Annotated in this window: 21 protein-coding genes; 11 read left to right on the top strand and 10 right to left on the bottom strand. The window is 63.8% G+C overall.

All coding sequences use genetic code 11. The features are described from left to right. Window positions 1-13: 13 nt before the first annotated feature. The 8 genes from AXW67_RS17010 to AXW67_RS17045 form a co-directional block, all read right to left on the bottom strand. A complete protein-coding gene (locus AXW67_RS17010; protein ID WP_008557226.1) occupies window positions 14-394 on the bottom strand; it encodes a carboxymuconolactone decarboxylase family protein in 381 nt (126 codons plus the stop codon). A gap of 31 nt (window positions 395-425) precedes the next feature. Continuing rightward, the gene (locus AXW67_RS17015) at window positions 426-1,661 is read right to left on the bottom strand and encodes an ABC transporter substrate-binding protein (protein ID WP_063678804.1); all 1,236 of its coding nucleotides are present in this window, start codon (window positions 1,659-1,661) and stop codon (window positions 426-428) included. Window positions 1,662-1,695: 34 nt separating this feature from the next. After that, entirely contained in the window at window positions 1,696-2,946 is a 1,251-nt protein-coding gene (locus AXW67_RS17020) for an ABC transporter substrate-binding protein (RefSeq protein WP_063678805.1), read from the bottom strand. 31 nt (window positions 2,947-2,977) lie between these two features. Further along, a complete protein-coding gene (locus tag AXW67_RS17025; protein ID WP_063678806.1) occupies window positions 2,978-3,685 on the bottom strand; it encodes an ABC transporter ATP-binding protein in 708 nt (235 codons plus the stop codon). Continuing rightward, window positions 3,672-5,444, bottom strand: coding sequence for a branched-chain amino acid ABC transporter ATP-binding protein/permease (locus tag AXW67_RS17030; RefSeq protein ID WP_201723679.1), 1,773 nt, complete (start codon window positions 5,442-5,444; stop codon window positions 3,672-3,674). Before AXW67_RS17030 ends, AXW67_RS17025 begins: the two co-directional genes overlap by 14 nt. Before the next feature lie 2 nt (window positions 5,445-5,446). Beyond that, entirely contained in the window at window positions 5,447-6,382 is a 936-nt protein-coding gene (locus AXW67_RS17035; protein ID WP_027556927.1) for a branched-chain amino acid ABC transporter permease, read from the bottom strand. A 79-nt stretch (window positions 6,383-6,461) separates the two neighbouring features. Further along, the gene (locus AXW67_RS17040; RefSeq protein ID WP_063678808.1) at window positions 6,462-7,853 is read right to left on the bottom strand and encodes an MmgE/PrpD family protein; all 1,392 of its coding nucleotides are present in this window, start codon (window positions 7,851-7,853) and stop codon (window positions 6,462-6,464) included. Window positions 7,854-7,883: 30 nt separating this feature from the next. Continuing rightward, window positions 7,884-8,777 (bottom strand): NAD(P)-dependent oxidoreductase, encoded by an 894-nt coding sequence (locus AXW67_RS17045; RefSeq protein ID WP_063678809.1) that lies wholly within the window; start codon window positions 8,775-8,777, stop codon window positions 7,884-7,886. 227 nt (window positions 8,778-9,004) lie between these two features. On the opposite strand from AXW67_RS17045, the gene AXW67_RS17050 reads away from it, so the two are divergent. The 11 genes from AXW67_RS17050 to AXW67_RS17100 all read left to right on the top strand — a co-directional run bounded on the left by AXW67_RS17050 (window position 9,005) and on the right by AXW67_RS17100 (window position 18,406). After that, window positions 9,005-10,381 carry an MmgE/PrpD family protein gene (locus AXW67_RS17050; protein WP_063678810.1) on the top strand — a complete coding sequence of 459 codons (1,377 nt, stop codon included), beginning with the start codon at window positions 9,005-9,007 and terminating at the stop codon, window positions 10,379-10,381. Window positions 10,382-10,409: 28 nt separating this feature from the next. Beyond that, window positions 10,410-10,799 carry a carboxymuconolactone decarboxylase family protein gene (locus AXW67_RS17055; RefSeq protein WP_027556923.1) on the top strand — a complete coding sequence of 130 codons (390 nt, stop codon included), beginning with the start codon at window positions 10,410-10,412 and terminating at the stop codon, window positions 10,797-10,799. A gap of 11 nt (window positions 10,800-10,810) precedes the next feature. After that, window positions 10,811-11,620: an N-acyl homoserine lactonase family protein gene (locus AXW67_RS17060; RefSeq protein WP_063678811.1), complete on the top strand. Its 810-nt coding sequence runs from the start codon at window positions 10,811-10,813 to the stop codon at window positions 11,618-11,620. A gap of 88 nt (window positions 11,621-11,708) precedes the next feature. Further along, window positions 11,709-12,434 (top strand): GntR family transcriptional regulator, encoded by a 726-nt coding sequence (locus AXW67_RS17065; RefSeq protein WP_063678812.1) that lies wholly within the window; start codon window positions 11,709-11,711, stop codon window positions 12,432-12,434. A 52-nt stretch (window positions 12,435-12,486) separates the two neighbouring features. After that, on the top strand, window positions 12,487-13,452 hold the full coding sequence (locus AXW67_RS17070) for an ABC transporter substrate-binding protein (protein ID WP_063678813.1): 966 nt from the start codon (window positions 12,487-12,489) through the stop codon (window positions 13,450-13,452). Between the two features lie 2 nt (window positions 13,453-13,454). After that, window positions 13,455-14,210: an ABC transporter permease gene (locus AXW67_RS17075; protein ID WP_063678814.1), complete on the top strand. Its 756-nt coding sequence runs from the start codon at window positions 13,455-13,457 to the stop codon at window positions 14,208-14,210. After that, window positions 14,189-14,995 (top strand): ABC transporter ATP-binding protein, encoded by an 807-nt coding sequence (locus AXW67_RS17080; protein ID WP_063678815.1) that lies wholly within the window; start codon window positions 14,189-14,191, stop codon window positions 14,993-14,995. Before AXW67_RS17075 ends, AXW67_RS17080 begins: the two co-directional genes overlap by 22 nt. 7 nt (window positions 14,996-15,002) lie before the next feature. Next, window positions 15,003-15,800 (top strand): ABC transporter permease, encoded by a 798-nt coding sequence (locus AXW67_RS17085; protein WP_063678816.1) that lies wholly within the window; start codon window positions 15,003-15,005, stop codon window positions 15,798-15,800. 3 nt (window positions 15,801-15,803) lie between these two features. Continuing rightward, entirely contained in the window at window positions 15,804-16,469 is a 666-nt protein-coding gene (locus tag AXW67_RS17090) for a polysaccharide deacetylase family protein (RefSeq protein WP_245315586.1), read from the top strand. A 3-nt stretch (window positions 16,470-16,472) separates the two neighbouring features. Then, the gene (locus AXW67_RS17095) at window positions 16,473-17,327 is read left to right on the top strand and encodes a fumarylacetoacetate hydrolase family protein (protein ID WP_063678817.1); all 855 of its coding nucleotides are present in this window, start codon (window positions 16,473-16,475) and stop codon (window positions 17,325-17,327) included. A 35-nt stretch (window positions 17,328-17,362) separates the two neighbouring features. Beyond that, on the top strand, window positions 17,363-18,406 hold the full coding sequence (locus AXW67_RS17100; protein WP_201723678.1) for a uroporphyrinogen decarboxylase family protein: 1,044 nt from the start codon (window positions 17,363-17,365) through the stop codon (window positions 18,404-18,406). A gap of 37 nt (window positions 18,407-18,443) precedes the next feature. Here AXW67_RS17100 and AXW67_RS17105 read toward each other — a convergent pair whose 3' ends face one another. Together AXW67_RS17105 and AXW67_RS17110 are read right to left on the bottom strand one after the other, a co-directional pair. Then, on the bottom strand, window positions 18,444-18,641 hold the full coding sequence (locus AXW67_RS17105; RefSeq protein ID WP_063678818.1) for a hypothetical protein: 198 nt from the start codon (window positions 18,639-18,641) through the stop codon (window positions 18,444-18,446). A gap of 328 nt (window positions 18,642-18,969) precedes the next feature. After that, entirely contained in the window at window positions 18,970-22,869 is a 3,900-nt protein-coding gene (locus tag AXW67_RS17110; RefSeq protein WP_161491265.1) for an AAA family ATPase, read from the bottom strand. Window positions 22,870-22,950 lie beyond the last annotated feature (81 nt).

Genomic DNA, 22,950 nt, shown 5'->3' on the forward strand with positions numbered 1-22,950 from the left:
CAGACGCGTCTCCTTATTTCTTGTCGAGTTCGGCGAAGACTTCCTTCGCGTTCCGGAATGCGTCGACGCCGGCGGGTACGCCGCAATAGATCGCGACCTGCATGAATACCTCGCGGATTTCCTCGCGCGTGGCGCCGTTGGCGAGCGCGCCGCGAACATGGGTCTTCAGCTCGTGCGGGCGATTGAGCGCACAGAGCATTGCGAGGTTAAGGAAGCTGCGGGTCTTGCGCGTCAGGCCTTCGCGGCCCCAGACGTAACCCCAGCAATACTCCGTCGTGAGGTCCTGCATCGGACGATTGAAGTCGTCCGCGGATGCGATCGCCTTGTCCACGAATTCGTTGCCGAGCACGCTCTTGCGGATTTCGAGACCGCGGTCGTAAGTCGCCTTGTCCATGTTGTTCTCCGTTTTCTTGTTCCAGGCGTCGTCAGTTTTTCGGCCAGAACGGCTGCGCCAGCGCGAGCTCAGGCGGGAACACCGTCACCGGCACGCCCGCCTGCCACTGCACGATGGTCATGCCGGCGCCGACGCGGCGGCCCTTCTCGTCGAACTTGATCTCGCCCAGCGGATAGTATTTCGACGGACCGGCATCCATGGTGCGCAGCGCCTCGCCGACGGCGACACGGTCGGCCTTGCCGGCCTTCTCCAGCGCGTCCTTGATCACCCACATGTCGCCATAGGTGGAGATCGCGTTCTGCGTCATCCACGGCTCCTTGTAGCGGGTCTTCAATTCGGCGATCAGTGCCTCGTGGCCTTTGGCGCCCCAGCTGGCAACGCAGGTCAGCACGCCCTGAAGCAGTTCCGGGCTCACGGTCTGCAGCATGTCCGGCTCGGCGATCGCGATGCCGAACGAGATCGTCGGCACCTTGCCCTGGCCGAGGCCGAACTCGTTCATCTTCTCGAGCAGCAGTTTTGCGTCCGAGATCACCGTCGGCAGGAAGAACAATAGATCGGGTTTTGCCGCGCGGACCTTCTGCACCAGCGACGTCGCATCCGCCAGCGGCGGGGTGAAAGTCTCGTCGACGATCAACTGCAACTGGTTCTCCGCCAGTAGGCCTTCGCGCATCGCCTTTGCGGAGGCGATCGAGGCCCCAGTGTTGTCGGTGAGGATCGCTACCGTCTTCGGCCGCTTGCCAGAGGCCGTCTCCGCCAGCTTGATGATCTGGGGCAATGCTTGCCGCGCCTGCGAGCCTGCGGTGGCCGCGGTCTGGAACACGTATTTGAAACCACGGTCCGTGATCAGGTCGGAATAGGAGAGGGTGAGGACGGGCAAACTGGCGCGCTCGGTGACCTCGGTCACGGCGAGCGTAAACGAGGACAGGTATGCGCCACTGGCCGCGACCAGATCGGTCTCCTGTGCCACCATGCGCTGTGCCGCGTTCTTGGCTTTCTCCGTGGTGTCGCCGGAATCGAGCACGACGAGTTTCAGCTTGGCACCGCCGAGCGACTTGATGCCGCCCTGCGCGTTGATGTGATCGACCGCCATCTCGGCGCCCTCGCGCATCACCGTGCCCGGGCGAGCGTAGAGCCCGGAGATCGGTACCAGCAGGCCGACTTTGACTTCGGCGGGTTGCTGCGCCCAGGCGTGGGATGCGATCAGCGTACCGGACGCACCGGCCAGCAGCGCTCGCCGCGAGATCGTGATCTTGGTCTTTCCGGTCATGACAATTCTCCTCCCCTGAAAAATCGCGCGATGCTTAGGATTTCTTCGGCCAGAACGGCTGAGCCTGCGCGAGCTCGGGCGGATAAACGGTGACTGGCACGCCCGACTGCCACTGCACGATGACGACGCCGGCACCGACGCGGCGGCCCTTCTCGTCGAATTTGAGCTGACCGCCCGGATAATATTTCGACTCTCCGGCATCCAGCGTCCGCAAGGCCTGCGCGACCGCATTGCGGTCGGCCTTGCCGGCCGTCTCCAGCGCTTCCTTCATCACCCACATGTCGCCATAGGTCGAGATGACGTTCTGGGTTGCCCAGGGCTCCTTGTACCTGGCCTTGAGCTCGGCGATCAGGGCTTCGTGACCCTTCGCACCCCAACTGGCGACGATGGTCATGATGCCCTGTACGATCTCGGGGCTCACGCTCTGCAGCATGTCGGGCTCGGCGATGGTGATGCTGAAGGACACGGTCGGGATCTTGCCCTGGCCGAGGCCGAACTCGCTGATTTTCTCCAGGCCGAGCTTGGCGTCGGACACCGCATTCGGCATGAACAGTAGGAGGTCGGGTTTTGCCGAGCGAACCTTCTGGATCAGCGGCGTCGCATCGGACAGCGGCGGGGTCCAGACTTCCTCGACGACAAGCTGGAGACCTTCCTGCGCGAACAGCTTTTCCTTGAGCGCCTTGGCTGTGGCGACCGACGTTGCGGTATTGTCCATCAGCATCGCCACGGTCTTCGGCTTCTTGCCTGATGCATTCTCGGCGAGCTTCATCAGCGTCGGCAGGCCGAGCTCGGATTGACGACTCGCGGTCGCGGCGGTCTGGAAGATGTATTTGAAGCCGCGGTCGGTCAGCAGGTCCGAATATGACAGCGTCAGCACCGGCAGTTCCGCGCGCTCGGTCACCTCGGTGACGGCGAGGGTGAAGGAGGAGAGATAGGCGCCGGTAGCGGCGACGAGATCGGGCTCCTGCGCAACCATGCGCTGCGCCGCGTTCTTGGCCTTCTCGGTGGTGTCGCCGCAATCGATCACGACGAGCTTCAGCTTGGCGCCGCCGAGCGCCTTGATGCCGCCCTGCGCGTTGATGTGGTCGATGCCCATCTCGGCGCCCATCTTCATGACCTGGCCGGGGCGAGTGTAGATGCCCGACAGCGGCACGATCAGCCCGACCTTGACCTCGGCCGGTGTCTGCGCGCGTGCCACGCCGGCGAGACCGACGGCGGCGGCGCCGGACAGCACGGTCCGGCGCGTCAATCCGTTCGCTTGCTCGCCCTTTGATGTCCTGTTCATTTGTTTTCTCCCTTGTCTTTGTTTTTGTTGGTCACATGCCGAGATAGGCCTTGCGCACGCGGTCGTCGGCGCGCAGCGTGTCGTTGTTGCCCTCAAGCACGACGTGTCCGGCTTCGAGGACGTAGCCGTGGTCGGCGGATTCCAGCGCTTCCGCGACGCGCTGTTCGACCAGCAGCATGGTCAGCCCGGACTGGCGCCGGATCTCGATCAAGCGCTCGAAGATGAAGTCCGCGGTCGAGGGGGCGAGCCCCATCGAGGGTTCGTCCAGCATCAGCAGCTTCGGCGAGGAGGCGAGGCCGCGGCCGATCGCGAGCATCTGCTGCTGGCCGCCGGACATCGTGCCGGCAAACTGATTGCGGCGTTCCTTCAGCACCGGCAGCCATTCGAAGATGCTCTCGATATTGGCTTGCCAGTCGCGCCGGCCGCTTTCGGTCATCGCGCCCATTTCAAGGTTCTCCATCACTGTCAGTGACGGAAACACTTGGCGCCCCTCGGGGACATGCGCGATGCCGAAATGCGCACGCTGCGGCGGTGGCACCGCAAGGAGGTCGACGCCGTCGAAGGTGATTCTTCCGCCGCTCGGCTTCACGATGCCGGAGATCGTCTTGAACAGCGTGGTCTTGCCGGCGCCGTTCGGCCCGACGATCGCGACGAACTGTCCTGCGCCGACATTGATCGAGACGTCGTTCAGGACGGGCTTTGCGGAATAGCCCGCACTCAATCCCTCAATTCGCAGCATAACCCACCCATTTCTTGCCGAGATAGGCCTCGATCACGCGGCTGTCGCGCGTCACCACCTCCGGGAGGCCCTCGGTGATGACGGCGCCGTGGTCGAGCACGAGGAAGCTGTCGACCAGCCGCACCATCGCCTGCATGGTGTGCTCAATGATCGCGATGGTCATGCCGTCGCGCGCAAGCTGCTGGATCACGGCGACGACCTCGTCCGCCTCACCGTGGCCGAGACCTGCAAGCGTCTCGTCGAGCAGCAGGATGCGCGGCTGTCCGGCAATCGCACGGGCCAGCTCCATCAGCCGCAGCTCCTTGGTCGAAAGCTCGCCGGCGACGCGATCGGCCACGGCCGAGAGTCCGACGCGGGCGACGGCATCGGCCGCCAGCTTGCGCGCCTCATCGTCAGAGCGCGCGCGGACATAGGCTCCGACCACGACGTTGTCGAGGATCGACATGCGCAGGAACGGCCGCATCACCTGGAAGGTACGGCCAATGCCGGCCTCGCAGATCGTGTGCGGCCGCTGGCCGGACATGTTGCGGCCGTTGATCAGTACCTCGCCCTGGCTCGGCTTCAGGAATCCATTGAGCAGGTTGAACAGCGTCGTCTTGCCGGCGCCGTTGGGTCCGATGATGCCGAGGATCTCGTTCTTGTGCAGCTTGAAGCTGACGTCCTGCACCGCCTTGAGCCCGCCGAAGGAACGCGACAGGTTGCGGACCTCAAGCACGACTTCGCCGGTCGCGGCGCGCTGCCGCGCGGCGGGCTTCAGTGTTGTGACGTTGACGGCGGCTGCGTCCGTAGTTTCGCTAGCGGCCGGTTTGGAAGCATTGCGCTTGCGCAGCAGATCGCGCAGCTTCCAGAACAGGCCTTCCGGTGCCAGCAGGATCACGCACACGATGGCGAGCCCGAAGATGACGCCCTGGATGCCGGGAATGCGTGCTCCGGCTTCGGCGTGCAGGATCTCGGCGAGCGGGATCAGGATCGCCGAGCCGATGACCGGGCCCCAGACCGAGCCGACACCGCCGAACATCGCGACCGTCAGTGCCTGCGCCGACACCAGCATGCCGAACACCGATTGCGGCGTCACGACCAGCAGCACCTGCGCGTAGAACCCGCCGATGGCGGCGGCGATTGCCCCGCTTAGCGTGATCGCGCGCAGCTTCCAGGCCAGCGTGTTGATCCCCGCCGCTTCAGCCGCGGCCTCGTTCTGCTTGATCGCGAGCAGCGCCATGCCGAAGCGCGAGCGTTCGATAACCTGCGTCAGCACGATGGTCGCCAGCATGATTGCGAGCCCCAGCAGCGTGTAGATGTGGGGATCGGCGAATTGCATGTAGGCGATCGGCGCGTCGCGCTTGATCGGGAGCGTCACCTCTTGGAACCCGAGCCACTCGAACACGTAGAGAATGGCGAGCGGGTAGGCGAGCATCGCGAGGGCGAAGTAATGGCCTTGCAGGCGAAAGGTCGGAAATCCGATCAGGAGCCCGGCAATGCCGCCGAGCACGGCGGCGAGCGGGATCAGCAGCCAGGGCGAGATGTTGAAATAGATCTGCCCGAGCGCGGTCGCATAGGCGCCTATCCCGAAGAAGGCGGCATGGCCGAACGAGATCAGCCCGGTGTAGCCGCTGAGCAGGTTCCAGGACAGGCCGAACACCGCCCACACCGGCACCAGCGTCAGGATGAGCTGGTAATAGGAGTTGGTGACGCCGAGCGAGATGCCGGCATAGGCGAGTGTGAAGAGGAGGGGAGGCAGAAAGGAGCGCATTCGAAGCATGGTCACGTCCTCTCGACCATGCGCCCGAAGAAGCCTTGCGGGCGGAAGAAGATGATGAGGAGGAAGACCGCGAAGATCGCGGCGTTCTGCAATTGCGTCGGCAGGATCAGCGTCGACATCTGCTGCACGAGGCCGATCGTCATGCCGCCCCAGAAAGCGCCGATGATGCTGCCCATGCCGCCGAGCACGACGCCCGCATACATGACGATGACGTATTCAAGGCCGACGAAAGGATGAAACGGATAGTTGGTCGCGAGCAGGCCGCCGGCGATCGCGGTGATGCCGCAGCCGAGCGCGAAGGCGGTGCGGTGCGCGCGATCGACGTCGATGCCCATATAGGTCGCGGCGGTCGGATTATCGGCGGCGGCGCGGAGTGATTTGCCAATCCGCGTGCGCGTGATCAACAGCGAGAGCAGAATCATCATTGCCAGCGAGACGATCGCGTCGATGCTGCGAGCCTTGTTGAGGAAGATGCTCATGTCGAGGAAGGGGCCGAGCTCCCAGGCCGAGCTCGACAGCGGCGTGCGGATCGAGGCCAGCACCGAGCCGAACACGATGAGGCCGCCATTCTGCAGGATCAGCGCGATGCCGAGCGTGAGGATGAGCTGGGCGTAATGGCCTTCGCCTTCCAGTGAGGCCGTGCGCGTCCCCGACACATGCGAGATCAAGGCCCGATGGACGAAATAGCCGAACACGGCGAGCACGGGCCCAGCCAAAAGGATGGCAACGAACGGCCCGACCGTGTTGCCGAACAGCGCCTGCACGCCTGCGGCGGTGAATAGGTAGAAGGCGGTGTACATGCCGAGCATCATGAAATCGCCATGGGCGAAGTTGATGACCCGCATGACGCCGAAGATCAGGCCGAGCCCGACGCACATCAGGCCGTAGACGGCACCGATCAGCAGGCCCGCGGCGAGCGCTTGCAGAAATCCTTCCATCAGCCCCGCCTCCGCGCTGCTGACGGTTCTAAGCTGGTCTCCAGGTCGACCATGTTTCCCCCGTGCTCTCCGGCATTTCTTATGATGCCGATCGTAAAACCCGTTCCGTTTCCAGACGGCACTGCGCCGCGATGGCGCCGGCATTACCGAGCTGTTCGCAGTCGTCGATCAGTTGCTCGAGCCGATGTGCGCGGTCCTTGCCGAGGACTCTGGCAGCAGCAGCGCGGAAGCGTGCGCGAATATCTGCAGGTGTTGCGGCGATGACGTCGGGCAAGGTGTGCCGGATCGTCCGGCCGCCGCGCAGATGAACGGTCACCTCCGCGCCCTGCTTGCTGGGGAAAGCGGCGGTGAAGCCGGCATCGGCCTTGAGGTCCGTCACTGCCACCAGGCGGATGATGTCGGCATCGTCGAGCTCAGAGTAATTCTCTTCCTCGATCTCGCCCCGCGCCAGCGTCGCGGCGACGCTGAACGGAATGCTCATCTTGGCCTGGAGCGCGTTGCGATAGGGCCCCATGGAGTCGCAACCGGGATAGCGGACCGCGGCACCGGGCGCGCGAATGACGACACGGTCGATTTCGTCGGCGCTGGCGAGCTCATGCGAGACGCGAAGCGCCGCTTGAGCGGCGGTCTGCGCGAAATTGCAGGCGGGGACCGGCTTGTTGTAGACGGCCATGATTTCGCTCTCCCCATCGGGGAAGAGTGCGATGCTGTCGGGAGCGGCCTGGCGGCGATAGGCGGCGAACAGGCCTGCTTCGCCTTCGAGGATCGTTTCCGAGCCGAAAGCGTCGGCTGTGGCAAGACCGATCGCCTTGATCGCGTTGCTGGCGGCGAAACCGGGATGGAAATACATGTCGGACCCGCCGGCATGCGGCCACTCGTTCAGCCCGCTGGAGGTGTTGGCCGCGATCGCGATGGCGCTCGTTGCCTGGTCCTCGGACAGGCCGATCGCAAAGCTTCCCGCGAGTGCCGCGCCCGGAGGCGTGACCAGGCCCGTCGGGCGATAGAGACGCGCGAGGTCGGAGGTCAGGAGCGCGCGGCCGATCCGTGCGCCGGCCTCATAGCCGATGATGGCAGAGGCTAGTAGCCTGCTCCCGTGCAGCGGCGCCTGTTCCGACAGCGCCAGCAGCGTCGGCCAGATCACGACACCGTGGTGCGCGATGCTGGCCGCATGCATGTCTTCGCGCACGAGACCATGCCCCATCACGGCGTTGGCGAAGGCCGCGTCGGCGGGTGAGGAGAGCTGCGAGGTCCCGATGATCGTTGTGCTGCCGCCGGCTTGCGCGATCGCAACGGCCTGGCGGCTCCAGGGATGATTGCCTGCCTCGAAGGCGCAGGACAAAAAGTCGAGCAGGCAGAGCTTTGCCTTGGCGACGACTTCGGGCCCGAAATCTCCGAGATCCCGCGCAAGCACGCTCCGCGCCATCTGGCGGGCGAGCGAGACCTTGCCTGATCCGGTCGGGCCGATCGTCATCGCAATCGCTCTCCCCGATAGTTTGCGCGATCAGCCGCGCATCTCGACGCCGGCCCACTCCTCGAGCACCTTGGCGATCGAGGTGAAGTCGGAAGACGCGCCATATTTCGCGTTGGTGATCGCGAGCATCTGCCGCACCACCGCGCCGCAGACCATCGGCACGCCCATCGCCTCGGCCTCGTCCACGCAGAGGCGAACGTCCTTATAGGAAAGGCCGGTGGCGAAGCCGAAGTCGAACGTACCGGGCAGCACCGCGCGGGGAAATTTGTCTTCGGAGGCGCTGTTGCGCCCGCTGCTGGCGTTGATGATGTCGATCAGCACCTTTGCGTTGACACCACCCTTGACGCCCATCGCGACGGCTTCCGAGGTGATGACCAGCGCCGCCGCCGCCATCAGATTGTTGGCGAGCTTGGCCGTCTGCGCCACGCCGGGCTTGTCGCCGGTGTAGAACAGCTTGCCGAAATTCTTCAGGATCGGCTGCACGGTGTCGTAGGTCGCCTGCGGGCATGACACCATCACGGCCAATGTGCCGTTGACGGCGCCCTTGATCCCACCGCTGACGGGCGCATCGACCAGCGTCATGCCCTTGGCCTTCAGGCCTTCCGCAACAAGCTTCGCCGCGCCCGGACCCGAGGTCGACAGATCAATCACGATCTTGGCGCGGTTACCGCTGCTGATGCCGTCCTGTCCGAGCGTGACGGCCTTGACGATGTCGGGCGTCGGCAGGCTTGCGAGCACGATGTCGGCGCGCGAGGCGACGTCCGCCGGCGACTTGCCGAGCTGCGCGCCGCGTTTGGCCAACGGCTGGGTGGCTTCTGTCTGGGTGTCATAGACAACGAGCGAATAGCCCGCGTCGATCAATCGCCCTGCCATGGGGCCGCCCATGCGGCCCGTCCCGATTACGCCGAGGATTTCTCCCGCCATCGTCTACTCCCTGTCGCACGGCCCCGTGACGGGCGCGCCTTCTTGATCTCGTTGGTCAATCGTTTTCGCCGGTAGGCCCTGTCGGCCGCCGTCGTCGTGGCAGCGGGATCCCGCGCCAGCGACTGAGATTGTTATGATTGTCAGACAAGCTGTCAAGCATAACATTTGGGGTCGACAGTTTGCCGCGGATCGTCATATGGTTCGGGAAAACGAGGAAGACGCCCCGCGTGCCGCAAGTCTCAACTCCGAGTGTGAGCAAGACGCTCGCCGATTTCGTCGTATCCTCGTCATGGGCAGACGTCGAGGCGCAGGGCGTTGAGGCGCGACGATCAATCCTGAATTTCTTTGCAACCGCGCTCGGCTCCGCACGCGATCCCGTCGTCACTGCAGCGGTGCGCACGCTGGCGCCGTTCAGCGGCGCCGCGACATCGACGGTCATCGGTCACTCGCAGCCGATGGATGCGCTGTGCGCGTCGTTTCTCAATGCGATCTCGGCGAATCTGCTCGACTTCGACGACACCCATCCCGAGACGATCATTCATCCGGCAGCGCCGGTCGCCGCTGCCACATTCGCGTTTGCGGAGACGCGAAAACTGTCGGGGCGCGAGGTGCTGACGGCGTTCATCCTCGGCGTGGATGTGGAGTGCCGCATCGGCAATGCGGTTTCGCCGCGTCATTATGCGCGCGGCTGGCACATCACCTCGACCTGCGGCATCTTTGGTGCTGCAGCAGCGTGTGCGAAGCTCCTGGGCTTGCCTGCGGAGGGGATTGCGAACGCGATCGGGGTTGCGGCGAGCCAGTCAGCCGGCAATGTCGAAAACCTGCCGAGCGCCGCCAAGAATGTCAGCGTCGGTAACGCGGCGCGGAACGGGCTGTTCGCCGCGCTGCTTGCGCAGCAGGGCTATGGGGCCGCGCCGCGCGCCATCGAAGGCCCGCTCGGTTGGGCGCGCACCATGGGCGACGAGCCGGATCTCCCTCGTTTGTTCGACGGTCTCGGCAAGCGCTGGGAGATCGCCAAGAACACCTACAAGCCCTATCCCGCCGGCATCGTGTTCCATTCCGTCATCGATGCCTGCCTGCTGCTGCGCGAACGGATCGGCCGCAAGGTCGACCAGATCGAGTCCGTGACAGTGCAGGGCTCGGCGCTGCTGCTCGCGCGCGGCGATCGCCCCGTCAACAACGAGCGCGATGCGCGCGTCAGCATTCATCATTGCGTGGCCTGCGGATTGCTGCTCGGCGCGGCCGGTGTGACCGAGTTCGCGCAGGAGACCGTGGTCCGGCCCGATATCGAGCAACTGCGGCAGAAGGTGAGGGCGGAGCTCGATGCTCAGATGCCGGATGGCGCTGCGCGCGTCACCTTGCGCCTGTTGTCCGGCGAGGTGCTCGCCGAGACCGTCGTCTCGCCGCGCGGCAGCCAGGCTGCGCCGCTTTCAGACAGCGACATTGAAGAGAAGCTGCGCGAAGGGGTGCGCACCGGTCAAAGCGACTGGGACGCGGACCGCGTCATTGACGCGGTCTGGCAATTCGATGCGGCGGACGACGTCGGCAATCTCCTGCAATCGCTGCGCCCGCCATTGGCGCCGCGCCACACTTCTTCCAACTAGACTCTCTCAACACCTGAAAGGGACGATCATGAGCAAGACCGAACTGTTCGAAAAGGGCCTCAAGGTTCGCAAAGAGGTGCTGGGCGAGGACTACGTCAACAAGTCGATTGCCGGCGCTGACGAGTTCACGCGCACCATGGCGGAATGGTCGACCGAATTCTGCTGGGGCGCGCTGTGGTCCCGGCCCGGCGTCGATCGGCGCACGCGCTCGATCGTCAACCTGGCGATGCTCGGCGCGCTGAACCGCCCGCACGAATTGAAGCTGCACGTCAAGGGCGCCCTGAAGAACGGGCTGACCAAGGAGGAGATCAAGGAAATTTTGCTCCAGGTTGCCGTCTATTGCGGCGTGCCTGCCGGCATCGACGCCTTCCGCAACGCGCGCGAGGCTTTCAACGAGGTCGACGCGGCCGGTTCCTGAGGGCGAGTCCCGTGGCGGACCCGGAATACGAGCTTTTCGCCATCCGCTACGCGACGCGGGATGCGCAGCGGAGCGAGCACTTCATCGGCGGCGACCCACATGACGGGCCGATGCCGATGGACTATTTCATGTGGCTGGCGAAGGGAGGCGGACGCACCTTCGTCATCGACACCGGGTTCAACGCCGAAATCGCCAAGCAGCGCAGGCGGACATTCCTGCGCTGCCCGGTGGAGACGTTGGCCGCGTTCGATGTGGACGTTGCCGACGTCAAGGATGTGATCCTCACGCATCTGCACTACGACCACGCCGGCAATTTCGACCGGTTTCCGAACGCGCGGTTTCACCTTCAGGAGCGGGAGCTCGCCTACGCCACCGGGCGCTATATGCAATATCCGCGTCTCTCGCATTCCTTCGAGGTCGAGGACGTCTGCGGGATCGTGCGGCTGAACTACGCGCGCCGGGTGCTGTTCTACGATGGCGACGCCGAGATCGCGCCCGGGCTCACGGTCCATGCAGCCGGCGGACATTCCGCCGGTCTTCAGTTCGTTCGCGCCAACACCCGCCGGGGCCCCGTCGTGCTCGCCTCCGACGTCAGCCACTTCTACGAGAACATGACCAGCGAGCGTCCCTTCACGACCGCGTTTCACGTCGGCGATATGCTGGTCGGTTTCGACAAGCTACGCGCCGCGGCGCCTGACGTGGACCACGTCGTCCCGGGCCACGATCCGCTGGTCATGAAGCTTTATCCTTCGCCGAGCCCGGACCTGAACGGTGTTGCCGTTCGCCTTGACGTCGCGCCGTCCCGGCCTGCTCATTCGTAGGACGTTGAGACGGGCGAGCCGATAAACCAGAAAAATCGATTTTCGATTTTCTATTGACCCCTGCGCCCTGCCTTGCAATCATCCCGCCATGGGTCCGCTTCAGTTCCAGTTGTCCGGAAGCCCCGGAGATGGTCCGCGCAGCCTGACATCGGCGCTGCACGAACGCTTGCGCGCCGACATCCTGGCGACGCGGCTGCTGCCGGGTCAGAAGTTGCACATCGCAGGACTCGCAAAGCAGTTTTCCGTGAGCCTTGCCGCCGTGCGCGAGGCGCTGTCGCGTCTGGTGGCCGACGGCCTCGTGCAGGCATCCGACCAGCGCGGCTTTCGCGTGAGCCCGGTCTCGCTCGCCGATCTCGCCGACGTGACGCAGACGCGGATCGACATCGAGGGTCTTGCGCTGCGCCGCTCGATCGAGCGCGGCGATGATGCCTGGCTAGCTTCGGTAAAATCGGCCTGGGCGGATCTGAAGGCCGTTCCATATCGCTATCCTGACGATCCGACGGTGCACTACGAGGAGTGGGTCGTCCGTCATCGCATCTTCCATCGTGCACTAGTCAATGCTTGCGGCTCGTCTTGGCTGCTTGGCTTCCGCGACGTGCTTCACGAGCAAAGCGAGCGCTATCGCCGCCTCGCGATCCGCAGAGAGGTCGGCAAGCCGCGCGACGTCGAAGCCGAACACAAGGCGATCGTCGCTGCTGTGGTGAAACGCGATGCGGATGCCGCAGTTCGCGCCTTGTCGAGGCACTTCGGCGTCACCAAAGAATTCGTAGAGCTCGCGGCTCCCCGAATTGCGGAGGTCAGCAGCTCAACCTGACCATCAAGCGAACGCCGAAAATAACAATCAGAGACCGGGAAGGAAGCCAGTAATGAGACTCGATCGCCGTCACGCGCTCATATGGTTCGTAGCCGCCGCAATTCTGGCCGGACCTGCGAGCGCAGCCGACACCATTCGCGTCGGTCTCCCCACCAAAACATACTGGCCGACGACGGTCGCCGAGACGGCCGTGCGGCAGAAGCTGTTCGAGAAGGAAGGCATCCAGGCCGAGCTGACCATCTATCGCAGTGGCGCCGAGACGTTCGAGGGCATGGCTGCGGGCGCAGCCGACATCATCCTCGATCCGCCGTCGCTAGTTTCCGCCGGACGCAAGAAGGGCGTGATGTCGCGGATCGTGGCCAATGCCGCGATGGGTAATTTCGGCTGGCAGCTGATGGTCCCGACCAAATCGACACTCGACGTCAAGGACCTCAACGGCAAAAAGGTCGCGATCACCGCGGCCGGCTCCGGCTCGGACCTCCTCGCGCTCTGGACAATCCAGGATAAGAAGATCGACTTTACGCGCGTCCCCGTCGGCGGCGGCGGCCTGGTGCCGAATCTCCTCGCCGGCAACGTCGAGGCAGCCGTGGTCTATTCGCCGCTGAGCTTCCAGATCTCGAAGTCCGGCGAGGCCAAGACCATCCTCGATTACGCGAGCGCGGTTCCGCCGAACCTCACTGCGGGCTGGATCGTGCTCGACAAGTTCGCTGATGCCAAGCCGCAGTTGGTGCAGAAGGCGGTGAACGCCCTTTACGGCGCGGTCGGGTTCATGCGCGCCAATCGTGACGTCACGGTCAAGCTGATCGCCGAGCTCTACGAGATGCCGCCGGAGATCGCGGCTCTCGAATACGACAACACCATCATGATGCTCGAAACGAGCGGCGACATGGGCGCGGCAGGCGTGAACGCAGCCGTGCAGTTGTCGCTCGACCTCGCCAAGCTCGGCGGTCTCAAGGACATCCTGCCGGTCGAGGACGTGATCTCGACCAAGTTCAAGCCCGTCCCAACCCAGCAATAGCGATGCAGGGCACGTTCGCCATCAACCTTGCGCGGATCGCGATCATCGTCGCGATCCTGGCGCTATGGGAGGTGCTGTCGCGCACCGGCATCATCAATCCGCGCCTGCTGCCGTCGGCGTCCGACACGTTCGTGACGCTCGGCGATCTCCTGCAGCGCGCGGCGGTGCAGAAGGACCTGATGGTGACCGCGGCCGAGGTGCTGGCCGCGTTCGCGATGGCCGTGCCGTTCGGCGCAGTTATCGGCTTCCTGGTCGCGGAGAACCGCTACTTCGCGGATGTGGCGAAGCCGCTGCTGTTCTTCGCCTTCAGCATCCCGAAGTCGATCTTTCTGCCGATGTTCATCCTCGTGTTCGGCGTCGGCTTTGCCCAGAAGGTCGGTTTCGGATTCTTCTCGACCATCTTCATCGTGATCATGTCCACCACCACAGCGGTGGAGTCGGTCAAGGTCGAGCATCTGACCGTGGCGCGCTCCTACGGCGCTACGCCATGGCAGACCGCGTTCCGGGTCTATCTGCCGAGCATGCTGCCGGTGCTCCTGGAGGCCTTGCGGATCTCCATGATCTTCAACCTCACCGGCGTGATCCTCGCCGAGATGTACGCCTCGCGCGACGGTATCGGCCACCAGATCGCGACCTGGGGCGAGAATTTCCAGATGAAACAGCTCCTCGCCGGCGTCGTGATGGTCGCCGCGATCGCCATGACCTTCAACGAACTTGTCAGATGGGTGGAAGCGCGATGCAGCCATTGGCGAACGTGACACCGTTGAAGCCCGCCGCGCGCGCGGGCGCGATCGAGGTGAAGAATGTCGGCCAGGTCTTCAGGGGCCGGTCGCAGGATGTCGTCGCGCTGGACGACGTCTCGCTCGAGATCAAGCCCGGCCGCTTCGTCGTGCTGGTCGGCCCGAGCGGCTGTGGCAAATCGACTCTGTTGATGATGATGGCGGGCCTGCGCCAGCAGACCACCGGCACGATCACCATCAGCGGCGCGCCGATACTGCAGCCCGACCCTGACCGGGTCGGCGTGGTGTTCCAGGAAGCGAGCCTGTTTCCGTGGCTGACGGCGGAGGACAATGTCGAGTTTCCGCTGGCGTTGCGAGGCGTCCCCAAGGCCGAACGGCGGGCCAAGGCGCAGGATGCCCTGAAGCTGGTCGGGCTCGAAGGCTTTGGCAAACGTCATCCGCATGAGCTGTCCGGCGGCATGAAGCAGCGTGTCTCGATCGCGCGCGGGCTGGTGCAGGATCCGCCCGTGCTGCTGATGGACGAGCCATTCGCCGCGCTGGACGAGCAGACGCGCATGACCATGGGCGATGAGCTGCTGCGGATCTGGGCGGCAACCGGCAAGACCGTCGTATTCGTCACGCACAGCCTCACGGAAGCCGTCTATCTCGCCGACGAGGTGATCGTGATGTCGGCGCGGCCAGGCCGCATCGTCGATCATCTCCAGGTTCAGCTGCCGCGACCCCGCACCTACGAGATGCTGAGCGGCGACGCCTTTGGCGCGTTGCGCGACCGCATCTGGCGGCACATCCGCAAATCGGCGTGAGGCAGAGATGAGCGCCAAGACGCTGCGACATCTGATCGTGATCGGCCTGATCGTGCTGTGGGAGCTGCTGCCGCGTACCGGGCTCATTCCAGAGCTGTTCCTGCCGTCGCTGTCGTCGACGCTGATAGCGGGGTGGACCGATGCTGCCGAATATGGTCATGCGCTGGCGGTGACCCTCTACGAGGTCGTGGTGTCCATGGCGTTCGCCTGTGGCGGCGGCATCCTGCTCGGCGCCATCGTCGGCAGCCTGCCGCGCCCGCGCGTGCTGATCATGCCGATGGTGTCGAGCCTCTATGCGGTGCCGCTTGTGATCCTCTATCCCGTCTTTACAGTGTGGCTCGGAATCGGCTCGGAGTCCAAAATCGCGTTTGCCTCGATCTATGGCTTCCTGCCGACGATGCTCGCGACCGCCGCAGGCATCCAGACCATCGATCCGCAACTTCTGCTCGCCGCGCGCAGCATGGGCGCGACCTTGAGCCAGCGGCTGGTTCGCGTCATCATGCCCGCAGCGATCCCGACGGTGCTGTCCGGCCTGCGCGTTGGCGGCGCGCTCGTCATCGTCGGCGTCGTGGTCTCGGAGATGCTGATCTCCTCGGCCGGCATCGGTTATCTCATCTCGCGCTACCGTACGATCCTCGACAGCCCCCACGTGTTCGCGGGCGTGCTGCTCGTGCTGTTCCTTGCCATCACCTTCAACGCCGCGATCCGCTGGATCGAGCGCAAGGCGGCGATCTGGCAGACCGGCACCCGCGCCGGCCATGCCAATGACGAGATGGCGTCGGGCGCGATGCAGCCGGCGACCTGAGGTATGAGCGTGTACGATCTGACCCTGACATTCGACAACGGCCCCGATCCCGATGTGACGCCGCGCGTGCTCGACATTCTCGGCGAACGCGGGATCAAGACCACCTTCTTCGTCATCGGCGAGAAACTCGCCGACCCCGAGCGGCGCAGGCTCGCGAAGCGCGCGCACGAGCAGGGGCACTGGATCGGCAATCACACCTTTACGCACAGCCTTCCGCTTGGTGAGCAAAAGGATCGCAACACTGCGGAGAACGAGATCGGCCGTACGCAGGCAGCGATCGGCGACTTCGCGCATCCCCAGCGTTGGTTCCGGCCGTTCGGGGGCGGCGGCAATCTGGATACGCGGCTGCTAAAACCGTCCGTCGTCGACCATCTCACCCGCAACAGGCACAGCTGCGTGCTCTGGAATGCGATCCCGCGCGATTGGGACGATCCTGATGGCTGGACCGACCGTGCGCTGGATCAGTGCAGCAGGCAGCCCTGGACGCTGATGGTGCTGCACGATCTCCCGACCGGTGCGATGGACCATCTCGAGCGTTTCCTCGAGCGCGCCGAGGCTGCCGGCGCCCGCTTTCGACAGGATTTCCCGCCGCAATGCGTTCCGATCCGCTGCGGCGAGATCGCACTTCCGATCAATGACTACGTTTCCTCCATCGAAGAGAGTGTTTGACTGATGAAAGTTGCAAGCTTCACGATCGCCGGCACCGCGAGCTATGGCATCGTCACCGACAACGGGATCATCGATGCCGGCAAGCGTCTGAAAGCCTTTCCCACGCTGAAGGCGCTGCTCGCAAATGGCTCGCTCGGCGAATTGAAGAAGCGCGCCGGCGAGAAGCCCGACTACGCGCCGCACGACGTCACACTGCTTCCGACGGTGCCCGATCCCGACAAGATCTTCTGCATCGGTGTCAACTACGCCACGCATCTGGCGGAGAGCGGTCATCCGACGCCGGCACATCCGATGATCTTCACCCGTTTCGCCAATAGCCAGGTCGGCCATGGCCAGCCGATGATTCGGCCGCTGGAGTCGGAGCGCTTCGATTACGAAGGCGAGATGGCCGTCATCATCGGCAAGGCGGGCCGCCGCATCTCGTGCGAAGCCGCGCTCGGCCATGTCGCCGGCTATGCCTGCTACAATGACGGCAGCATCCGCGACTGGCAGCGCCACACCTCGCAATTCGCGCCGGGCAAGAATTTCGCCGGCACCGGCGGTTTCGGCCCCTGGATGGTTACGACCGACGAATTGACCGACGTCACCAAGCAGACGCTGACCACCCGTCTCAACGGTGTCGAGGTGCAGAGGGCGCCTATCTCCGATCTGGTCTTCGACGTCCAGGCTCTGATCGTCTATTGCTCGACCTTCACCGAGCTCGCACCAGGCGACGTCATCGTCACAGGCACGACCGGCGGCGTCGGCGCCTATCGCACGCCTCCGCTGTGGATGAAGGGCGGCGACACCGTCGAGATCGAGATCTCCGGCATCGGCATCCTGCGCAATCCCATCAAGGACGAGGGATGCGCGGCCTGACAGCCGCGGTCGACAACAATAAGAAGGAGAACCCCATGCCCATGCCAACGCATATTCTTCCGACCACGGTGGTCGGGAGCTATCCGCAGCCGGAATGGCTGGTGAATCGTGCAATGCTGTCGAAGGTGGTGCCGCGCACCCGTCTGCACGATATGTGGCGGTTGCCGGCGGAGCATCTGGAGGAGGCGCAGGACGATGCGACCATCGTCGCGATCCGCGACATGGAGCGCGCCGGCATCGACATCGTGACCGATGGCGAAATCCGCCGCGAGAGCTACTCCAATCGCTTCGCCACGGCGCTCGACGGCATCGACGGAGACAATCCGGCGATGATCGTGGCGCGCACAGGCAACACCCAGACGCCGGTGCCGCGCATTGTTGGTCCCGTGAAGCGCAAGGGACCGGTCGAGCTGCACGATATGCAGTTCCTGCGCAAGAACACGGAGCGCGCCGCGAAGATTACCCTTCCTGGCCCATTCACGATGAGCCAGCAGGCCAAGAACGAGTTCTACAAGGACGAGGAAGAGCTGGCGATGGCGCTGGCAGAAGCTGTCAACGCCGAAGCGCTCGATCTGCAAAAGGCCGGTGCCGACGTGATCCAACTCGACGAGCCCTGGGTGCGCAACAATCCGGAACTCGCCAAGCGCTATGCTGTCAAGGCGATTAACCGCGCGCTGAAGGGCATTACCGTGCCCACCGTCGTGCATCTCTGCTTCGGCTATGCGGCAGTCGTGCCAGGCTCGAACAAGCCAGCCGGCTACTCGTTCCTTGCCGAGCTCGACGAAACCATTGCCGACCAGATCTCGATCGAGGCGGCACAACCGAAGCTCGACCTCGGTGTGCTCAAGGACCTCTCGTCGAAGAAGATCATGCTCGGCGTGCTCGACCTCGCAGATCCCGCGATCGAGAGCGTCGACACAGTCGCCGACCGCATTCGCAACGGTCTGAAATATGTCTCGCCGGACCGTCTGGTTCCGGCGCCGGATTGTGGCATGAAGTATATGCCGCGCGCGACCGCGTTCGGAAAGTTGAAGGCAATGTGCGATGCGGCGGCCAAGGTCCGGCAGGAGATTGGCTGAAGAAACGTTCGGCCGGCGAGGATTATTCGTTTGCAGGTCACCGCCAAGCCGTGGCTGGGCGCTCGAAACCTGCGCGGGCGTCGTCGGTCGGGTGAATGCGACCGCCGTACTTCGCGACGATCGCCGCAAAGGCGGAGGGCAGGGGACCGTCGGTGAAGAGATGCTGGCAATCGTCGAGATCGCCGCCTCGCACCATCGCGTTGCGGCCGAACTTGGTCGTGTCGGCGACGAGCACGGCCGCGCGCGAATTGGCGACGATGGATTGGCACGCCTGAACCTTACCGGCGTGCGGCCGGCCATAAGACGCGCGTTCCGCAAGTCGTTGAAGAACTGAGATCGGCGGGCGGAAACAACATCGGGAGGGCCGGCCGACCTCGTGCCATGGCCGTGTGCACTCCCCAATTCGTGTGCGCTATGTGTGCACCGAGAGGTCAAAGCGGGTACAAACGTGTGCAATTTCGGCTGAGGAGCGATCTCGACAAGCAGCCGCTGTTCGACCGAACCTCCGCGTGCGATCAAGGTTTGGCACTATCATCGTCGGGTCACGCTAACGTCGTCCGCCTTTAAGCTTGTTCCGATTTCAGTTCATGAAGAATTTGCTGCGCACGCCGCAGGTCGGTGGAATTAAAGCCCTCTGTGAATTGGTCGTAGATCGGTTGCAGCAGCCCTATCGCATCCACCGCGCGCCCGCTGCGCCGCCAGAACGATGCAAGATCGCAGGCCGTGCGGAGTTCCCAGCATCGTGCTTGCTGGCGTTCGGCAATCTGCAAACTCGTCATGTAGAGAGCCTCCATCTGCTTGGCCGTGCCCTTGATCCGGGGAAGCAAGCCTGCCTTGAGGCGCAGCAATTCGGCAAGAAACCATTGTTCACTGCCTTTCTCGGCGACGGCAATCGCCTTTTCGATCGTTGTTCGAGCCGACGCCAGGTCACCGTGCTTGGCATGGGCCTCTGCTTCCAGCGCCAGGAACAGAGGGAGCCAAAGACGGGCTCCTGCCTTTTGCCAATTGGCTATGCCCGATTGAAGCAGTTTAATTCCCTGATCAAAATCACCCTCACAGATGCTCGCCCATCCTTCGAGGATGCGGCCGCAAGCCATCCAGTGCGACAAGCCATGGTCGCGGCAGGACGTCACGACCAGTTCGGCGTAAGTCCGCATCTGCCGGGCGCTACGCCCGAAAATTTCAAACAGGCCGCGCGCATGGCAGATGGTGAAGGCGCTAGTGTGCGGGTCGGATAGCTCGTTTGAACGATTCACCGCCGCGTCTGCGATTTGCGAGGCCTGTTCGAACAATCCGAGATGCCACAATGCCCAACTCAGATAACATAACGCCGCCGCTCCGATGTCCTGACCGTAGCGGGAGCGCGACAGTGCATGTTGCCGCGGGTCGTAGAGCGCCTTGGCTTTCGTTAGGTAGGGAAGCGCGGCGTTGAAATCTCCCTTGGTCAGATAGGTCGTTCCGACGATGCGATGGGCAACGCATCGCGCGCCGGAGTCGTGATGACGCTCGGCTTCAGCCAGAAACTCGAGGGCTGCTTCCGTTTGCCTCGCGACCTGTCCGCCGACATAGTAGCCGGCCCATATGCCGTACAGGATCGCAAGCTTCTGCGCAGGGTCCGTTGAATCGTCAATGAGAGCTTTCGCTCGCAACAAAGCTTCGCCCGTCTCGGGGGCGGCATATCCGTGGCTTGCGATCAATGCCTGACCGAGCATGACTTCCAGCTCAAGCGCCTGACGCTTGCGTGCTGCACCTTCAGGGTGCGCTTGCAGCAACTCAAGCGCCCGGGTGAGATGGCGCTTGGCCTCGGAGGTGGCCGATCGCTCGATCGCGCGCTGACCGGCCCTTCGCAAGTAGCCGATCGCCCTTACGGTCAGTCCTGCCTGAATGAAGTGATGGGCCAGCAGCTCGGGCTGGCTTTCGACCATCTCGGGGAAGCCGCCTTCGATTGCATCCGCAATTCGGCCGTGGAGTTGCTGTCGTTCGGAGCGCAGCAAGGTGCCGTATGCCGCGTCTTGAACCAGCGCGTGCTTGAAGACGTAAACCGCATTCGGCGGCTCGCCGCGGACGAATACGAGTTCGGGAGCGGCCAATTGGGCGAGGGCGGCCTCCAGGAACGGGCCTGACAAAGGCGCGACGGCTGCGAGCAGCGGGTAAGAGAATTCGCGGCCGATGACTGCACCGATCTGGGCGACCTTCTTGACCGGGCCGAGCCTGTCGAGGCGGGCCGTCAGGGAGTCCAGCAGTGTCGCGGGGATCGCCAGCGTTGGCAGCTCGTTGCTCGCGACGGGCCGCTTGATGGTGTCCTGGAGCAGGCCGGACTCCATGACCGACTTGGTGAGTTCTTCCACAAACAAGGGAACGCCGTCGGTCTTGCTGACGATCTGCTCGAGCATGCCGAGCGGCAGGGATTTGCGCCGGGCCACGTCCAGGATGATGGTCTCCGTCTGCTCGCGTCCCAGCCGATCGAGCCGAAGCATCGTGACGTGCGGCGCATCGATCCATGGCGGGAAGAATTCCGGCCTGAAGCTCATCAGGACGAAAACATGCGCCGACTTGATTGACGCAATGAGAATGCTGAACAGTTCCAGCGTGCTTGAATCCGCCCAGTGGGCGTCGGCAAGTTCGACGACAAGCGGTACTTTTCGTGCAGATCCCAGCATCAGCCGGATCAAGGCCGAGATCGCGAGATCCTTTTTGCGATGCGGGGTCTGGTCTGCCGTGGCTGTCTCTCGCGTGGGGATCGAAAGCAGGTTGGCGCAGGAGGAAATATCGGCCGGCGCAGTGCCCGATTTGGACAGGGCCGCACCGAGCTTCTTCAGCTTGACGGCTGGCGTATCCCCCGGCTCGAATTGCGCCGCTCGTTCGAGCTGCTCGATGATCGGATGAAACGGGCTGTTGGCGTGGTGCGGCGCGCATTGATACCGCATCGTCGTATGCGGCTCGGCGCAAATACGCTGCAGCACGACTTCGCAAACGCGCGACTTTCCAATACCGGCTTCGCCGCACAGAAGGACTGCCTGACCTTTGCCGGCCTTCACGTTTTTCCAGGCCGCCATCAACTGCCGCAATTCGTGCTGCCGTCCGACAAATTTGGTGAGCCGTGGCCCCCGCTTGGCGCTGAAGCGGTTGTCAATGGCATTGCGTCCGGTGACCAGGCACGCGGTCACTCTTTCGGGAACACCCACGAATTCATGGGCGCGAGGTTCGCCGGAGATGAAAGCGTTGCCCATCAGGTTCTGTGTACTTGCCGCCACCAGAACCGAATCTGTTGATGCGATGTTGCGCAACCGAGGTGCGATCGCCGAGGGCTGTCCGACCGCGCGCTGATCGGTGATCACGACCAGCCCGGTGGCTATTCCAACCCGGATGTGAACCGGCTCTCCCGAGGACGATGCGAGCTCGGCTACCTTTGTCACCAGGTCCAGTCCGGCGTGCACGGCGCGTTCCGCGTCATCCTCATGGGCCTTGGGATAGCCGAAAAGCGCCAGGACTTCGTGCCCCGCCACCCCGGACGTGAACCCGTTGGCATTTGAAATGACACTCGCGCAGGCATCCTGGAAGCGTTGCAGCGTGCTGGCGAAACGTTCCGGGTCGCCGCTGCTCGCGCCGTCGGTCGGACCGATCAACTCGAAGGACAGCACGGTAACCTGCCGTCTCTCTGAACCGGCGTGAGGCAGGCCGGGGGCCGATCCGTCGGGCGCATAACCCGCCGGCTGCTGCGCTGGCGAGCTCTCTGCGGATCTTTCCGTTGCCGATGAATCGCCATCGATAGCCGGGATGCTGGCGGCGAATTTGTATCCACCGCCTGAAACAGTGAGAATGAAGCGCGGTACTTTCCGAACAGGCTCGATCTTGCGCCGCAGCCTGCCGATCAGCACGTCGATACTGCGCCCATACAGCTCGACGCCGTTCCCGCCGATCGCGCGACTTAGCTCATCCCGCGACAGCACTGCGCCCGGGCTGTTGGCCAGCACGATCAGGAGCGATGCCTCCGCGCGCGTCAGCGCGACTTGGCGTCCATCGGCGTGAATGAAGCTGCGCCCGGCAAAATCGATCTTGCAGCCCGCCAGGCTCAACGCGGCGGGGGTGGGTCTGACGTCGTCATGTACCGGCGGCCGCATGAGCCGGGTGAGATGCTTGAGAAGTGCGGGTTCATCGAGCGGCCGTGACTTGTAGAGGGGGACGTCAGGTAGCGAGTTCTTGAGCCTCGCGATATCCTCCGGCCGCTCCGCCAGTACGATGAGGCTAGGAATTTTGTCAGCAAGCTGACGAACGAACGCCAAGCTCGCGGCGCCCGGGTCGGACACCACGATCGCTGTGCTGATCTGCTCGTTGGCAATGAGTTCCAACGCGCGTTTTTCGCCGGCGGCCAATTCGACCGAATAGCCGGCAGGGTGCAATGCACGTGCAATTTCGGCGCGAAGGGTAGTCTCTCGCGCAACAACCAGTACGCGTTTCTTCATTTCAGCAATCCGCTCGAGCCCCGCGAGCGACATAGGTGCGGCACAATGTCTCACAGTTACATATTAATTACATTTCTGACA

The sequence above is a fragment of the Bradyrhizobium neotropicale genome (assembly GCF_001641695.1).
In the GTDB taxonomy this organism is placed as follows: domain Bacteria; phylum Pseudomonadota; class Alphaproteobacteria; order Rhizobiales; family Xanthobacteraceae; genus Bradyrhizobium; species Bradyrhizobium neotropicale.